This is a genomic window from Marivita sp. (assembly GCF_020055635.1).
GTDB lineage: Bacteria > Pseudomonadota > Alphaproteobacteria > Rhodobacterales > Rhodobacteraceae > Marivita.
Genome location: NZ_JAIPUT010000079.1, coordinates 1 through 14,140 on the forward strand (window position 1 = coordinate 1; position 14,140 = coordinate 14,140).

The window sequence follows — 14,140 nt, forward strand, 5'->3', positions numbered from 1 at the left end:
TCGGCGTCCAGGGTCGAGATGATCTCGGGCTTGTCGAGCTTCCAGTGGTCGAGCATGAACGCGGCTTCGGTGTTGGGCTCGCCGAGCAGGACCGGTCTGGCGTCTTCGCCCTTGATCTGGTTGAGGTACCACGCCCAGATGATCGGGCTGCCGGTGCTGTCGGTGTCGGGGGATTTGTGTCCGAATACGAGGGTTGTCATGGGGCGCCTTTGTTCTGCCAAACGTCACGTCGCGCGCCTTATAGGGCGCGCGATCCGGGATGTCACCAGTGTCAGTTTCGCGATCGCTGCGGGTGGTCGGGGGGAGTCCGCGTCGACGCGGACTGGCGGCGCATCGATGCGCCGCCGCGTGCTCAGTTCGAGACCTGTTCGCGCAGGATCGAGGCGGTGAGCGAGATCAGCAGGTAGATGCCCGAGAAGATCAGAAAGGTCAGCAGCGTATTTTCGAACGCCCGCGGATAGCTGGGATCCTGAGCTGCCAGCGGATAGACGGAGGTGGTGAGGTACCGCGCCTGGCTGTCGGCATCGCGGCGGGCCTGATCAAGCCGTTCCAGGGCGGCGGCCAGCATCATGTCGCGCGTCGCCAGATCGGCCTCGGCCAACTGGATCTGCACGGCGGTTTCGGCCAGGGACCCTGCACCTTCGCTTTCGGCGGTCATTTCCGCGTTGATCTGGGCCTTGAGCGCCGCGAGGCGGCGAATGTCGGCCTCGACGCCCTCGACGCGGGCAAGGTTGGGGCGCGCGTTGTCCATCAGGGCCTGAAGCTGCAGGTTCTTCTCCTGAAGCTGGGTCTCGACTGTCTCGATCCGCGCCTGGAGTGATGCGATCCGTGCCCGCGGATCGAGAACGGCGCTGTCCTGTTGCAGCCGCACGAGCTTTTCCTGGGCGACACGGCGGGCCTGTTCGGCCTCGTCCAGGCCAAGCTGGGCATCCTTGACCGCGTTTTCGCGTTTGCGGGCGGAGAGGTTGTCGACGCGCTCCTCGGCATAGCCGATCAGGGCTGTCGAAAAGCTCGCCGCGACTTGCGGGTCGGCGGCAGCGACTTCCATCCGGATCACGCCTTCGGTCGGGTCATAGCCGATCTGGACGTATTTCTTGTAGAGCTTGAACATGTCCTCGGTCGTTGCATCGGCCCCGAGCCGGCGCAGCGGATCGAGGTCGGGCTGCGAGAAATGCGGTTTGAAACCTTCGTCGGCATCCAGCCGCAGCATCGCGTCTTTCGAGGTCAGGTAGCTTTGCACCGCGATGGCGTCCTGGTTGGTGGCGAATTGCGTGCCGGACAGCAGCCCGCCCATGCCGCCGCCGCCGGTTTCCGCCTTGAGGATCAGGAATTCGGATTTTGATGCGTACATCGGTGTCGCGATGCTGAAGAAGTACCAGCCCGCGATGAGGGTGGGCAGCAGCACGAAGGTGGCCAGGCGCGCAAAGAGCATCCGCAGACGGCGTGTGCGGCGGCGGGCCATGTCCTTCTGGATGGCCATGATTTCCTGGGCGCGACGTTCCGCGGGAGAGCGGTTGTCGGTCGCCGGCAGGTTTCTGGTGTCGTCGCGTCTGGTCTGCGGCAGTTGCGGCTTTTCGGCCAGGGGTGTGTCGCGGGCCGTGGTCTCGTGCTGCGGCCTGGCGGTGGCCGACTGGGAAACCATCAGGTCAAGCGCGTTTTCGCGCTGAAACGGATCGACGCCCTTGAGGCGCAGCAGGTACACCGCTTCGAAATCCGATGCCGGATCGAGCCCGTGTTTCTGTGCGATGCGGCGCGCCATGCGCAATTGCCGTCCGGTCAGACCTTCTTCGCGAATGGCGGCGAGTGCCTTTTCCACCCCCCCGTCGGAGGGGCGTTGCACCCGCGGCTGGATCATCTCGGGCGCCGGTTGTGCCGTCGCAACCGCCGCAGGCCCGGCCGCAGCCATCTGTCCGCCACCGGAAAGGGGCATCGAGCGACGGATGCGGAATCGTTTAGCCTTGGGTTTCGTAGTCATAGAGCTGTTTCGCTTCTTCCAAGGTGTCAAACATGTGCAACTGGCCGTCCATCAGGACGCCAGCCTTGCTGGCAAAGCGCGCCAGCGTCTCGGGTTGGTGAGACACGATTATCATTGTCGTGGTCCGCAGCCGTTCGGCGAGGATATCCCCGGCCTTGCGGTTGAATTCCACGTCCGTGTAGGTCGGCATTCCCTCGTCGACGAGGTAGATGTCGAAATCCAGCGCCAGCATCAGCGCAAAGGTGAAGCGCGCGCGCATCCCCGAGGAATAGGTGCCAAGCGGCTGGTCGAAATATTCCCCCAGATCGCAGAGCCAGCGGCAGAACGCCTCCACGTAGTCGGGGTCGAGTCCGTACAGCTTGGCGATGAAACGCGAGTTCTCCATCGCGGTATGCTTGGTGACGACACCGCCCATGAAGCCGAGGGGAAAGGACACCCGGCTGGTCTTGCGGATCTCACCCTCGTCGGGTTTTTCCAGCCCTGCCATCATCTTGATCAGCGTGGTCTTGCCGGTGCCGTTGGGCGCGAGAATGCCCAGCGACTGTCCGAGTTCGACGCGAAACGACGCCCGGTCCAGGATCACCTTGCGGTGCGACCCGGTCCAGAACGATTTGCTCACATTGTCGAATTCCAGCATCGATACCCCGATTCATATCCGTACAGAGGTTGCACGGTATGGTTTCCAAAGGGTTTAGAGGTCGAGTTTGACTGGATTGTGGCTAATCCATAGCAAATTCCGGATATTGTCTCTGAACCCGTGTGTCATTCCGGTGGCATCGCGATCGGGTGCAGGGCGTCGCAGTTGCGGTGCCGAAACCAGCGAGCAGTGTTTCGATCTCCCTGTAGCGAACACGATGCTCTGAGAGATCTGAACGCGGCGGAAAACATGCAGAAATCCCCGTTGAACGGCGTGCGAATCGGCAGGATTGTGTGCCGAACCCGCGTTTTTTGCCGCTCGAATTGCGTCTGGGCGTTGGAACAGGGGCTGGGTTTCGGGAAAGCGATGCTTGGCAAAATGACCGAAATCCATGCTTGAGCAGGGAATTTGCCCGCTATGCCCGCGCGCGACTGTATAAATGTTCTGCAAATGGCCAGTGTGACGCAGAACTTGAGCATTCGTGTTGCAATGCTGAACGCAACGCGATTTATTCATGGAAGACAAGCGGAACAAATCCGCGGAAATTACAGGGAGTTCGTTTTTGCCCGACTCGTCGCATACGGACGCGTTCGTCGAATTTGATCGAGTGCAGAAAAGCTACGACGGCGTACAGCTTGTCGTGAAAGACCTTAACCTGAACATGCCGAAAGGTGAGTTTCTCACCATGCTCGGCCCCTCGGGTTCAGGGAAGACCACCTGCCTCATGATGCTGGCCGGGTTCGAAACCGCGACCCATGGCGACATCCGGCTGGATGGCAAACCGATCAACAACATTCCGCCGCACAAGCGCGGGATCGGCATGGTGTTCCAGAACTATGCATTGTTTCCGCACATGACGATTGCCGAGAACCTGAGCTTTCCGCTCGAGGTGCGCAAGATCGGCAAGTCGGACCGCGAGACTAAGGTGAAGCGCGCTCTCGACATGGTCGAGATGGGCGCGTTCGGAGGCCGCCGTCCGGCGCAACTGTCCGGTGGGCAGCAACAGCGGATCGCCCTGGCGCGTGCCCTGGTGTTCGAGCCCGAGCTGGTCCTGATGGACGAGCCGCTGGGCGCGCTGGACAAGCAGCTGCGCGAAAAGATGCAGTTCGAGATCACCGACCTCGCGCATCGTCTGGGGATCACCGTGGTCTATGTGACACACGACCAGACCGAAGCCTTGACCATGTCGGACCGGGTCGCCGTGTTCGACGACGGCCGCATCCAGCAGCTGGCTGCGCCGGACGAGCTTTATGAACGGCCGCAAAACAGTTTCGTGGCGCAGTTCATCGGCGAGAACAACACGATGGAAGGCACGGTCCGCGAGATCAAGGGCGAAACCTGCGTTGTCCAATTGGACGATGGCGGGCTGATCGACGCGGTTCCGGTCAACGTGACCAAGGTCGGAGAACGCACACGCGTCTCGATCCGCCCCGAGCGGGTCGAGATCAACAAGGATCGTCTCCAGGAAGGCGCGCACACGCTGAAGGCGGAAGTGCTCGAATTCGTGTACATGGGCGACATCTTCCGCACGCGTCTGCGGGTTGCCGGCAACGACGAGTTCGTCATCAAGACGAGAAACGCACCCGACCAGGTGCGGCTCGAGCCGGGCACGGAAATCGAGATCGGGTGGTTGCCCGAGGATTGCCGCGCCCTGGATGCGCCCAACTGAATTGGATTGTCGCGGGGGCGCGTTGCGTGGCCCCGTGTCATCACAGGTGACGACCGTTCGGCCCGGCGGGCGTCACCACATGTCATAAGCGGGTCGAAACGGGAGAATATAAATGAACCTGACCAAAACACTTTTGGCGACCAGCGCATTGACCGTTGCCGCTGTAGGTGCGTCAGCGCAGGAAATGGCCGACAGCATGACGCTTGTCAGCTGGGGCGGCGCCTACCAGAACAGCCAACAGAAGGCGTATGTCGAGCCCTATCTCGAAATGCACCCCGAGGTGAGCGCGTCCTGGGACGAGAGCTCGAACGAGGCCGTGGCAAAGCTGCGCGCGATGAACGAAGCGGGCAACATCACCTGGGACCTGGTTGACGTGGTGGCCGCTGATGCGATCCGCCTGTGCGACGAAGGCCTGGCGATGGAGGTCGACCACGACGAGATCCTTGCCGACGCCCCTGACGGCACATCCGCCAGCGACGATTTTGGCGACCTGATCGTGTCCGACTGCTTTATCCCGCAGATCGCCTATTCGACGACATTCGGCTACCGCACGGACATGGTTCCGGAAGGTGTCGAGGCGCCGAACGACATCTGCGACGTGTTCGACCTGGAAACCTATCCGGGCAAGCGGTCGCTCGAGCAGCGTCCGATCAACAACATGGAATGGGCACTGCTCTGTGACGGTGTGGCCAAGGACGACGTCTACGACGTTCTGGAAACCGACGAAGGTCAGGACCGCGCCCTTGCCAAGCTCGACACCATCAAGGACGAAGTGATCTGGTGGTCTGCCGGTGCCGACACGCCGCAGCTTCTGGCGGATGGCGAAATCTTCATGGGCTCGACCTATAACGGTCGTCTCTTCAGCGTCATCGAAGAGCAGGATCAGCCGGTCGCCATGATGTGGGACGCGCAGGTGTTCGACCTTGACGGCTGGATCATCCCGGAAGGTCTGCCGGAAGACCGTCTGGCCCGTGTGCTCGATTTCCTCGAGTTCGCGACAGATACGCAGCGTCTGGCAGATCAGGCGGCATACATCTCCTATGGTCCGGCGCGCGTAAGCTCGGCGCCGCTCGTGGGGGAACACGCTGAACTGGGTATTCCGATGGGGCCGCACATGCCGACCAACCCGGAAAACGCGCAGAACACCTTTGTCTACAACTACGAGTTCTGGGCCGACTATCGCGACGATATCGACGCGAAGTTCCAGGCATGGCTGGCCCGCAACTGATTGGTTGCTTCAGGCACATGAGCTTGGGATGGGCGAGAGCGCCCATCCCGACAGGACCGGGGTGGGCAGGATTGCCCATCCCTATTTGAAGGACTGAATCATGCCCAAAGGCTATATCATCGGCCATATCACGGTGAACGATCCCGAAGCCTACAAGGAGTATATCGAGCGTGACACGCCGATCCTCGAAGGTTTTGGCGCCAGGTTCATCGTCCGCGGCGGACAGTCCGAGACGATGGAGGGCGACACCCAGAACCGCCACGTCGTCATAGAATTCGACGATTACGAAACGGCAAAGCGCGCGTATCACGACCCCGCCTATCAGGAGGTCGCGGAGATCCGCCGTCGCACTGCCACCAGCACAATCATCCTAGTCGAGGGCACCTGAGCCATGACGGACGCAGCAACCGAACCCGACAAGATCACTGGCCCGACGCCGGACAACGCGTTGCGCGCAGCCGACAGGGCCGACGAGGGTCCGGTTCTCGCGGCGGATGGCACGCCGCTCAAGCAATCGCTGAACCGCGCGTTGCGCGCCCAGAAATTGCGGGCGCTGGCCTTGATCGCGCCGCTGCTGATCTTTGTTCTGGTCAGCTTCATCGCGCCGATCGGCGACATGCTGTTCCGGTCGGTCGAGAACCAGATCGTGAGCGAAACGCTGCCGCGCACCGTCCGGGCCTTGGCGGATTACGATGCCGCGTCCGAGGAAGTGCCGTCTGACGAAGTGTTCGAAGCCGCGTATTACGATCTCTTCTATGCCGCCGAACGCAAGGAACACACGCGGCTTGGATCGCGGTTGAACTACGAGATGACCGGCGCGTCGTCGATGTTCCGGAAGTCGGGTCGCGGCGTGGACGATATCGGCGAGGTCTACCAGGACCAGTTCGAGGATCTTGACGCGAATTGGGACGAGGCGCGGCCCTGGGCCGAACTGATGGGCGACCCCGACTGGATCGCCGCGCAGGAGGCGTGGGACGGCGAAGGCGACATGCCCGAGTTCGAGCTGCGATCGGACATCGCCGAAGTGTTGCCACGCGCCGCCAACTCCTACGAGATTTTTGCCCGCTACATGCAGTCCGAAGAGGGCGACAGTCCGCTCGAGGAAGAGCCCTGGAGCGTCGTGCACACGGCTCTTTACCAAGACCTGTCGACCGGCGACGTGTCCGGCTATGACGGGCCGCGGGCCGAAATGCTGCAAGCCGCCGATGAACTGGTCGCGACTCCGGAGTTTGAAACGATCAGCTTCCGCGACGGGTTCGAGGAAATCGACGAGGATTGGGTTGAACCGGAAATCTGGCGGACCATAAAAACCTACAGCCCGGCCTTTACCTCCGGGTATTTCCTGAATTCCGTGGATATGCAGAAGACGCCGGACGGCCCGGCCCTGCGCGACGAGGACGAGCGGATTTACGGCCTGCTGTTCCAGCGCACCATGTTCATGAGCCTTGTCATCACCTTCAGCTGCATCCTGCTGGGCTATCCGATCGCCTACCTGCTGTCGAACCTGCCATCGAGCAAGGCGAACCTGCTGATGATCCTCGTGCTTCTGCCGTTCTGGACATCTCTCCTGGTGCGAACAAGCGCCTGGAAGGTGATGTTGCAACAGCAGGGCGTGATCAACGACGTGCTGGTCTGGCTCGGCATGGTGGCCGATGACGGGCGACTCGTGATGATCAACAACCAGTTCGGCACCATCGTGGCGATGACGCATATCCTGCTGCCATTCATGATCCTGCCGATGTATTCGGTGATGTCGACCATCCCGCCGTCTTACGTCCGCGCCGCCAAATCGCTGGGCGCCACCAATTGGACCAGCTTCTGGCGGGTCTACTTCCCGCAATCGGTGCCGGGCATCGGCGCGGGGTCGATTCTCGTGTTCATCCTGTCGATCGGCTATTACATCACGCCGGAAATCGTCGGCGGCACCTCGGGTATCTTCATCTCGAACCGGATCGCCTATCACATTTCAAGCTCGCTCAACTGGGGCCTTGCGGCTGCCTTGGGCACGATCCTGCTGGTGGTGGTTCTGGCGCTTTACTGGGCCTACGACCGGATCGTCGGCATCGACAACGTGAAACTGGGGGGCTGAGCCATGTCGGAAGCCATTCTCACACCGATCGAGAAAAAGCCGATCGGCTTTACCACGGGTGTTCTGGCGCTGGCCGGAGGCTTTGCCGGGCTGTTCATCGGCACGGCGCAGGGTTCGGGCTTGCTCGGGGTGCTTGTCGGCGCGGCATTGATGGCGGCGCTGGCGTTCGTCGCGATGGAAGTGCTGGGCAAGAACACCGAAAAATCCGTGCGGTGGGGGCTGATCGCTCTCGGAGCCGTTGCCGGCTTTCTCGTGGGCGGCGTGCCGGGACTGATCCTGGGGGGCCTGTTCGGGTGGTTCTTCGGATGGTTCATCTACTGGGTCGGCATGGGCCGCTACCGGGCGCATCTGGTGCCCTATCTGACCGGCGGACAGGTGCTTTGGCATTACGCCTTCCGGGTGATCTGCGGTGCGATCTTCATCTTCCTGATCACGCCGATCATCGTGGTGATGCCGCTGTCGTTCAACGCCGAGAACTTCTTTACCTTCACGCCGGAAATGCTGCGCTTCGATCCGGAGGGGTACAGCCTGCGGCACTACCGGGACTTCCTGACCAATCCCGAATGGACGAGCGCGGTGAAGAATTCGCTGATGGTGGCACCGGTGGCGACCCTGATCTCGGTCTCGCTTGGCACCTTGGCGGCGATCGGCCTGAGCCAGAGCCACGTGCCCGGCAAGCGGGCAATCATGGCGATCCTCATCTCGCCGATGATCGTGCCGCTGATCATCTCGGCCACGGGCATGTATTTCTTCTATTCCAAGATCGGTCTCGTCGGCACCTATTGGGGGATCGTGCTGGCGCACGCGGTTCTGGGCATTCCCTTTGTCATCATCACCGTGACCGCAACCCTGGTGGGCTTTGACCGGTCCCTGACGCGGGCGGCGGCGAACATGGGGGCGAACCCGGTGACGACCTTCTTCAAGGTGCAGATGCCGCTGATTCTGCCGGGCGTGATCTCGGGGGGGTTGTTTGCCTTCATCACCTCGTTCGACGAAGTGGTGGTGGTGCTGTTCATCGGATCCGCCGAATTGCAGACGCTGCCATGGCAGATGTTCACGGGTCTGCGCGAGCAGATTTCGCCCACGATCCTTGCTGCGGCGACGATCCTCGTGGCGATCTCGATCTGCCTGCTGACAGCGGTGGAAGTCCTGCGGAGGCGCTCCGAGAAACTCCGAGGCCTGTCGCCGGGTTAGGGCAGGAAGCCGCTTCGAAGCGGCTTTGTTCAAGCGCGTTCGAACGCGCCTGGGCCGCATGTTCGAAAATGCGGGTCCACGGCTTTTCGAAAAGCCGTTCAGCGCATGACAATAAGACCTGCATTTGCGGGCTAGCGCCTTACCGGATGCGGTGCCGGGTTAGGTTTCGAAATGGCGCCAGTGACCCGCGGTCGCGAAGCGTGGCGCAACATTGAACGCATGTGCCGAATCCCGTAAATTAGGCACGTGGAAGTTATCGAGATTGCCTTCCTCCTGCTGTCCTTGTGTGCGCTCGTGAGCGTGCTCGCGGGACGACCTTGGACGACGTGGGTCGCACGCAGGACAACAGAAAAAGAGGCATGGGGTCACCCGCTGTTCCTCGAAGCGAATGTTGTGCTCTCTCTCGCATGGGCCGTCGTCTTCGCTGCGACGGGGATCATCCTGTGGATCGGCGACAGTGTCCTTGTCGCCCTGACCATCGCGCTCCTGAACTCGGGGCTTGGCTTGATTTCACCCTGGCTGGGCAAGAGATACGCGGCGTGGCGGGAACCTGCATACCAAGGCCGCGGCTAACCAATTGCCGACCGATACCCCAGAGGAGGTCCCCGTGACGCTGACGAAATTCGCCAGAGCCTTCATCGGCGGTGCCGTGGCCTTCACCCTCGCCAACATCGTCAGCAACATCCTGTTCTTCCAGCTGGGCCACGGCATCCTCTTCGCAAACGAGCAGCAGAGCGGGAAAATGATCGCCGTGCTCTTCGAGATGGACCCGCTGCCGCTGATGTTCACAAACGGGCCGTTCTACCTCGGCCTTGCCGCGCTTGTCGGCGCCGTGCACGGCTTGGTTTTTCTCTGGATCGAACCGGCCCTGGCCCGCGGCGTCGTCTGGCGTGGCCTGAGCTTTGCGGTCATCCTCTGGGCGTTGATGGCGCTCTATTTCGAGTTTCACACACCCTTCAACATGTTCGGAGAGCCGCCCGCTCTCGTCGCCGTCGAGCTTGGGTTCTGGGCCATCGTTCTTGCAGTGGAGGGCCTTGTTCTGTCCTTGATCTATGGCAAGGGCAGAGACATCAGGCAGAGATGAGCACCGGGGACGGTCTGCTCTTCGCGCCATTGCGGTCAGGTTCTCTCGCGGAAATCCGCGAGAGAACCGAAAGCGTCCCGCCGCACGGGTACTGTCGTCTCGGGCAACGCCTGCAACACATCCGGCAAGCGGCCTGAGTTGCGCGCAGGGCCTTTGTCTGTGACCTCTGCGCCGATCAGCTGCGCACGAGCTTCTCGTAGCTCTCCGCGATCTCGCGGGTGAGCGATCCGACTTCGAAATTGTAGTCGCCGATCTGGCCCACGGGGGTTACTTCGGCGGCGGTGCCGGTCAGCCAGCACTGTTCGAAGCCTTCAAGCTCTTCCGGCATGATGTGGCGTTCGTGCACCGTGACCTGGCGGTCCTTGAGCATGCCGATCACCGTCTGGCGCGTCAGGCCGTTGAGGAAGCAATCGGGGGTCGGCGTGTGCACTTCACCGTCCTTGACGAAGAAGATGTTCGCGCCGGTCGCCTCGGCCACGTAGCCGCGATAGTCGAACATCATCGCATCGGAACAGCCCTTGGCCTCGGCCGCGTGTTTGGACATGGTGCAGATCATGTAGAGACCGGCCGCCTTGGCGTGGCTCGGGATGGTTTCGGGCGACGGGCGCTTCCATTTGGAAATGTCGAGCTTGGCGCCCTTCATCTTGGCGTCGCCGTAATAGGCGCCCCATTCCCAGCTTGCGATCGCCATGCGGACCGGGTTGCGGGCAGATGCGACACCCATGTCCTCGCCCACGCCGCGCCATGCGACCGCGCGCACATAGGCATCGGACTGGCCGTTGGCCTCGAGAACGGCGTTCTTGGCCGCTTCGATTTCGTCCACGGTGTAGGGGATTTCGAAGTCGATCATTTCCGCCGACCGCTTGAGCCGTTCGGAATGTTCGCGGGACTTGAAGATCTTGCCGTTATAGGCACGTTCGCCTTCGAACACCGAGCTTGCATAATGCATCGCATGGGTCAGGATGTGGACATTGGCCTCGCGCCAGTCGATCAACTGGCCATCCATCCAGATTTTGCCGTCGCGGTCATCGTAACTTCCGGCCATGTCCATTCTCCTCATCCGGATTTCCAATAATTGCGCAATTTAGGTCCGCAGCGGACATATTATTGCGCCAAAACTGAGATTCGCTACCATTTGAGTCTTGGAATGTCAACAACACTGACATAAATTGGTCGTCAGGAAAAAAGACGGTCAAGAGGTAAAAAATGGCAGAGGGACAGGGCACAGGCACGGTTGGCGGGCAAGCCTTGCTCTATCTGACGGATGAACAGCTGCGGCAGGGAATCGAGGCGATGTTCTTTGCCTATCGCGGCTTCACCGCAGACCCCGACCGCATTCTAGAGGGGCTGTCCTATGGCCGCGCGCATCATCGCGCGATCCATTTCATTCATTGCGCTCCGGGCACGACGGTCAACAATCTTCTGGCCATTCTCGGCGTCACCAAGCAATCTCTGAACCGTGTGTTGCGCACCTTGATCGAAGATGGTCTGGTCGAAAGCCATGTAGGTCGCAGCGACAAGAGAGAGCGGCATTTGACCCTGACAGAGTCCGGAGAGGCGCTGGAACAGCAATTGTCCGATGCACAGCGGGCCCGGATGCGCGATGCCTATCGCAAGGCTGGACCCGAGGCCGTGGCGGGGTTCAAGACGGTGTTGGAAGCGATGATGGATGACGACATGAAGCGCGCCTATCACGCTCTCAGGGAAGGACGCTGAGATGGCCGATCCCGACGCGCATCTTCTGATCGTCGACGATGACGAACGTATCCGCGGGCTGTTGCAGAAATTCCTGATCCGCAACGGATTCCTTGTCAGCGCCGCGCGCGATGCCGCCCATGCGCGGCGCATCCTGTCGGGGCTGGATTTCGACCTGCTCGTCCTGGACGTGATGATGCCCGGCGAGGATGGCATCAGCCTGACGCGGGGCATCCGGGAACATTCCTCCACGCCGATCCTGCTCTTGACCGCGCGGGCCGAGACCGAGGACCGCATCGCGGGGCTTGAGGCCGGGGCGGATGACTACCTTGCCAAGCCGTTCGAGCCGAAAGAACTGCTTTTGCGGATCAACGCGATCCTGCGGCGGATGCCCGAGCAGGTGGCGCATGACGGCGCACCGAAATATCTCAACCTCGGGCCCATCCGCTATGACACGGAACGCGGCGAGATGTGGCGCGGCGAAGATCTCGTGCGGCTGACCTCGACCGAGATCCAGCTGATGAAGGTCTTTGCCGCCAAGCCCGGCGAGGCGCTGAGCCGGACGCAGCTTGTGGAGGAGCTTGGCCGCGACCGAGGCCAGAGCCAGGAGCGCGCGGTGGACGTGCAGATCACGCGTCTGCGCCGCAAGCTCGAGGACAATCCGAAGCAGCCGCGCTACCTGCAAACGGTGCGGGGCGCAGGGTATATGCTTGCACCCGATTGACGGGTTTGGTCTTTGCATATTTGGAAAGAGAAGAAGCAGGGGGACGCGCCCATGGCGACGGCATTGATCACTCACGCGGAGTGTCTGGAACATGTGACACCGGAGGGGCATCCCGAAAGGGTGGCGCGGCTGGAGCACGTGCTGCACCGCTTGCAGGGGCTTGACCTGCGGCGCGAAACCGCCCCGCTGGTGGATATGGCGCACCTGGCTTACGTGCATCCGCAGGCGCATATCGACGCGATCGTGACGGGCGCGCCGGAAGACGGGTATCGGCAGCTTGATCCGGACACCTGGATGTCGCCGGGGAGCGTCAACGCGGCTCTTCGGGCTGCCGGCGCGGTGGTGAAGGCGGTGGACATGGTTCTGGGCGGCACGGTCGGGAATGCCTTCTGCGCGATCCGCCCGCCGGGGCATCACGCCGAGACCGCGACCCCGATGGGGTTCTGCCTGTTCGGCAATGCCGCGATCGGCGCGAAACACGCGCTCGAGGCGCATGGGTTGTCCCGCGTTGCGGTGGTGGATTTCGATGTGCATCATGGCAACGGCACCCAGGACCTGCTGTGGAACGAGGCGCGCGCGCTGACCGTCACCAGCCAGCAGATGCCGCTTTGGCCGGGCACGGGCGATCCGTCCGAGCGGGGCGCGCATGACAACGTTCTGAACATCGCCTTGCCGCCGCGATCCGGGGGCGCCGAGATGCGGGCGGCTTACGAGGCTCAGGTTTTCCCGCGCCTGCGCGACTTCAAGCCCGATCTGATCCTCATTTCCGCCGGGTTCGATGCGCATCAGGACGACCCGCTGGCCGAATTGCAGTGGTCGACCGAGGATTTCCGCTGGCTGACGCAGCAGCTTTGCGCGCTGGCGGCAGAGCTGTGCCAGGGGCGCGTCGTCTCGACACTGGAAGGCGGGTATGATTTGACGTCACTTGCCGAAAGCGCGCGCGCGCATGTGGACGTATTGATGGAGGCCGCGTCATGAGCGAGACACCCGTGGAAGAGATGAGCTTCGAGGCGGCGATGGCCGAGCTTGAGAAGGTGGTGGGCCAGCTGGAACGCGGTGACGTGGCGCTTGAGGAATCGATTGCGCTTTACGAGCGCGGGGCCGCCCTGAAAAAGCGCTGCGAGGCCAAGCTGAACGAAGCGCAGGAAAAGGTCGCGGCGATTACGCTGGACGCCGATGGCCAACCGACCGGGACGACACCGGTCGATCCGCAGTAAGACGGCATGTTCGCCGACACCCTGCGCCGCGATGCCGATCGGATCGGTACCCATCTTGAAGATGTCCTTGGGGCGGCTGCCGATCTGCCAGTGATCGACGGCATGCGCTATGCGGTCGCCGGGGGCAAGCGCCTGCGCGGATTCCTGGTGATGGAAAGCGCACGGCTGTTCGACGTCCCGGAGGCGCAGGCGATCTGGCCCGCGGCGGCGATCGAGGCGATTCATGCCTACAGCCTCGTGCATGACGATCTGCCCTGCATGGACGATGACGACCTGCGCCGCGGCCTGCCCACGGTGCATCGCAAATGGGATGACGGAACGGCGGTCCTGGTGGGCGACGCGTTGCAGACGCTTGGGTTCGAACTGGTGCTCGACCCGGCGTGCCATGTGGATGCGGGCGTGAGGGCCGATCTGGCGCTGAGCCTTGCGCGCGCTTCGGGGCGCGGCGGGATGGTTCTGGGGCAGGCGCTTGACATGGCGGCGGAAACCGTCGGCGCGCCGCTGACCCTGAACGAGATCACCGAGTTGCAGGCCGGAAAGACCGGGGCGCTGATCGTCTGGTCGGCAGAGGCGGGCGCGCGGATGGCACAGGCCGACCCCGAGCCGCTCAGCCGGTATGCCAACGCGC

At 62.2% G+C, this 14,140-nt stretch carries 16 protein-coding genes; 12 read left to right on the forward strand and 4 right to left on the reverse strand.

Annotation, left to right across the window (positions count from 1 at the left end; genetic code table 11):
- From LCF60_RS21295 to LCF60_RS21305, 3 genes are all read right to left on the reverse strand, one after another.
- Positions 1-200: DHH family phosphoesterase (locus LCF60_RS21295; RefSeq protein WP_292294550.1), on the reverse strand; the 200-nt coding region annotated here is incomplete at its 3' end.
- 152 nt (positions 201-352) lie between these two features.
- Positions 353-1,975 (reverse strand): capsule biosynthesis protein, encoded by a 1,623-nt coding sequence (locus LCF60_RS21300; RefSeq protein ID WP_292294551.1) that lies wholly within the window; start codon positions 1,973-1,975, stop codon positions 353-355.
- Positions 1,953-2,612, reverse strand: coding sequence for an ATP-binding cassette domain-containing protein (locus LCF60_RS21305; RefSeq protein ID WP_292294552.1), 660 nt, complete (start codon positions 2,610-2,612; stop codon positions 1,953-1,955). The genes LCF60_RS21300 and LCF60_RS21305 overlap by 23 nt, the downstream gene beginning before the upstream one ends.
- Positions 2,613-3,174: 562 nt before the next feature.
- On the opposite strand from LCF60_RS21305, the gene LCF60_RS21310 reads away from it, so the two are divergent.
- The 7 genes from LCF60_RS21310 to LCF60_RS21340 all read left to right on the forward strand — a co-directional run bounded on the left by LCF60_RS21310 (position 3,175) and on the right by LCF60_RS21340 (position 9,876).
- Positions 3,175-4,281 carry an ABC transporter ATP-binding protein gene (locus LCF60_RS21310; protein ID WP_292294553.1) on the forward strand — a complete coding sequence of 369 codons (1,107 nt, stop codon included), beginning with the start codon at positions 3,175-3,177 and terminating at the stop codon, positions 4,279-4,281.
- 112 nt (positions 4,282-4,393) lie between these two features.
- Positions 4,394-5,509: an extracellular solute-binding protein gene (locus LCF60_RS21315; protein ID WP_292294554.1), complete on the forward strand. Its 1,116-nt coding sequence runs from the start codon at positions 4,394-4,396 to the stop codon at positions 5,507-5,509.
- Positions 5,510-5,609: 100 nt separating this feature from the next.
- Positions 5,610-5,897 (forward strand): DUF1330 domain-containing protein, encoded by a 288-nt coding sequence (locus tag LCF60_RS21320; protein ID WP_292294555.1) that lies wholly within the window; start codon positions 5,610-5,612, stop codon positions 5,895-5,897.
- 3 nt (positions 5,898-5,900) lie between these two features.
- Positions 5,901-7,598 carry an ABC transporter permease gene (locus LCF60_RS21325; RefSeq protein WP_292294556.1) on the forward strand — a complete coding sequence of 566 codons (1,698 nt, stop codon included), beginning with the start codon at positions 5,901-5,903 and terminating at the stop codon, positions 7,596-7,598.
- A 3-nt stretch (positions 7,599-7,601) separates the two neighbouring features.
- Positions 7,602-8,792, forward strand: coding sequence for an ABC transporter permease subunit (locus LCF60_RS21330; protein ID WP_292294557.1), 1,191 nt, complete (start codon positions 7,602-7,604; stop codon positions 8,790-8,792).
- Between the two features lie 246 nt (positions 8,793-9,038).
- On the forward strand, positions 9,039-9,365 hold the full coding sequence (locus LCF60_RS21335) for a hypothetical protein (protein WP_292294558.1): 327 nt from the start codon (positions 9,039-9,041) through the stop codon (positions 9,363-9,365).
- A gap of 34 nt (positions 9,366-9,399) precedes the next feature.
- Positions 9,400-9,876, forward strand: a complete 477-nt coding sequence (locus LCF60_RS21340; RefSeq protein ID WP_292294559.1) for a hypothetical protein — start codon at positions 9,400-9,402, stop codon at positions 9,874-9,876.
- A gap of 175 nt (positions 9,877-10,051) precedes the next feature.
- On the opposite strand, the gene LCF60_RS21345 is transcribed toward LCF60_RS21340, so the two are convergent.
- Positions 10,052-10,921, reverse strand: coding sequence for a branched-chain amino acid aminotransferase (locus LCF60_RS21345; RefSeq protein ID WP_292294560.1), 870 nt, complete (start codon positions 10,919-10,921; stop codon positions 10,052-10,054).
- A gap of 161 nt (positions 10,922-11,082) precedes the next feature.
- Here LCF60_RS21345 and LCF60_RS21350 point away from each other — a divergent pair, with 161 nt between their 5' ends.
- The 5 genes from LCF60_RS21350 to LCF60_RS21370 form a co-directional block, all read left to right on the forward strand.
- A complete protein-coding gene (locus LCF60_RS21350) occupies positions 11,083-11,592 on the forward strand; it encodes a MarR family transcriptional regulator (protein WP_292294561.1) in 510 nt (169 codons plus the stop codon).
- A gap of 1 nt (position 11,593) precedes the next feature.
- On the forward strand, positions 11,594-12,295 hold the full coding sequence (locus tag LCF60_RS21355; RefSeq protein WP_292294562.1) for a response regulator: 702 nt from the start codon (positions 11,594-11,596) through the stop codon (positions 12,293-12,295).
- A 51-nt stretch (positions 12,296-12,346) separates the two neighbouring features.
- Positions 12,347-13,273, forward strand: a complete 927-nt coding sequence (locus tag LCF60_RS21360; RefSeq protein WP_292294563.1) for a histone deacetylase family protein — start codon at positions 12,347-12,349, stop codon at positions 13,271-13,273.
- Entirely contained in the window at positions 13,270-13,512 is a 243-nt protein-coding gene (locus LCF60_RS21365) for an exodeoxyribonuclease VII small subunit (protein WP_292294564.1), read from the forward strand. The genes LCF60_RS21360 and LCF60_RS21365 overlap by 4 nt, the downstream gene beginning before the upstream one ends.
- Positions 13,513-13,518: 6 nt before the next feature.
- A partial coding sequence (locus tag LCF60_RS21370) for a polyprenyl synthetase family protein (RefSeq protein WP_292294565.1) occupies positions 13,519-14,140 on the forward strand: 622 nt, incomplete at its 3' end.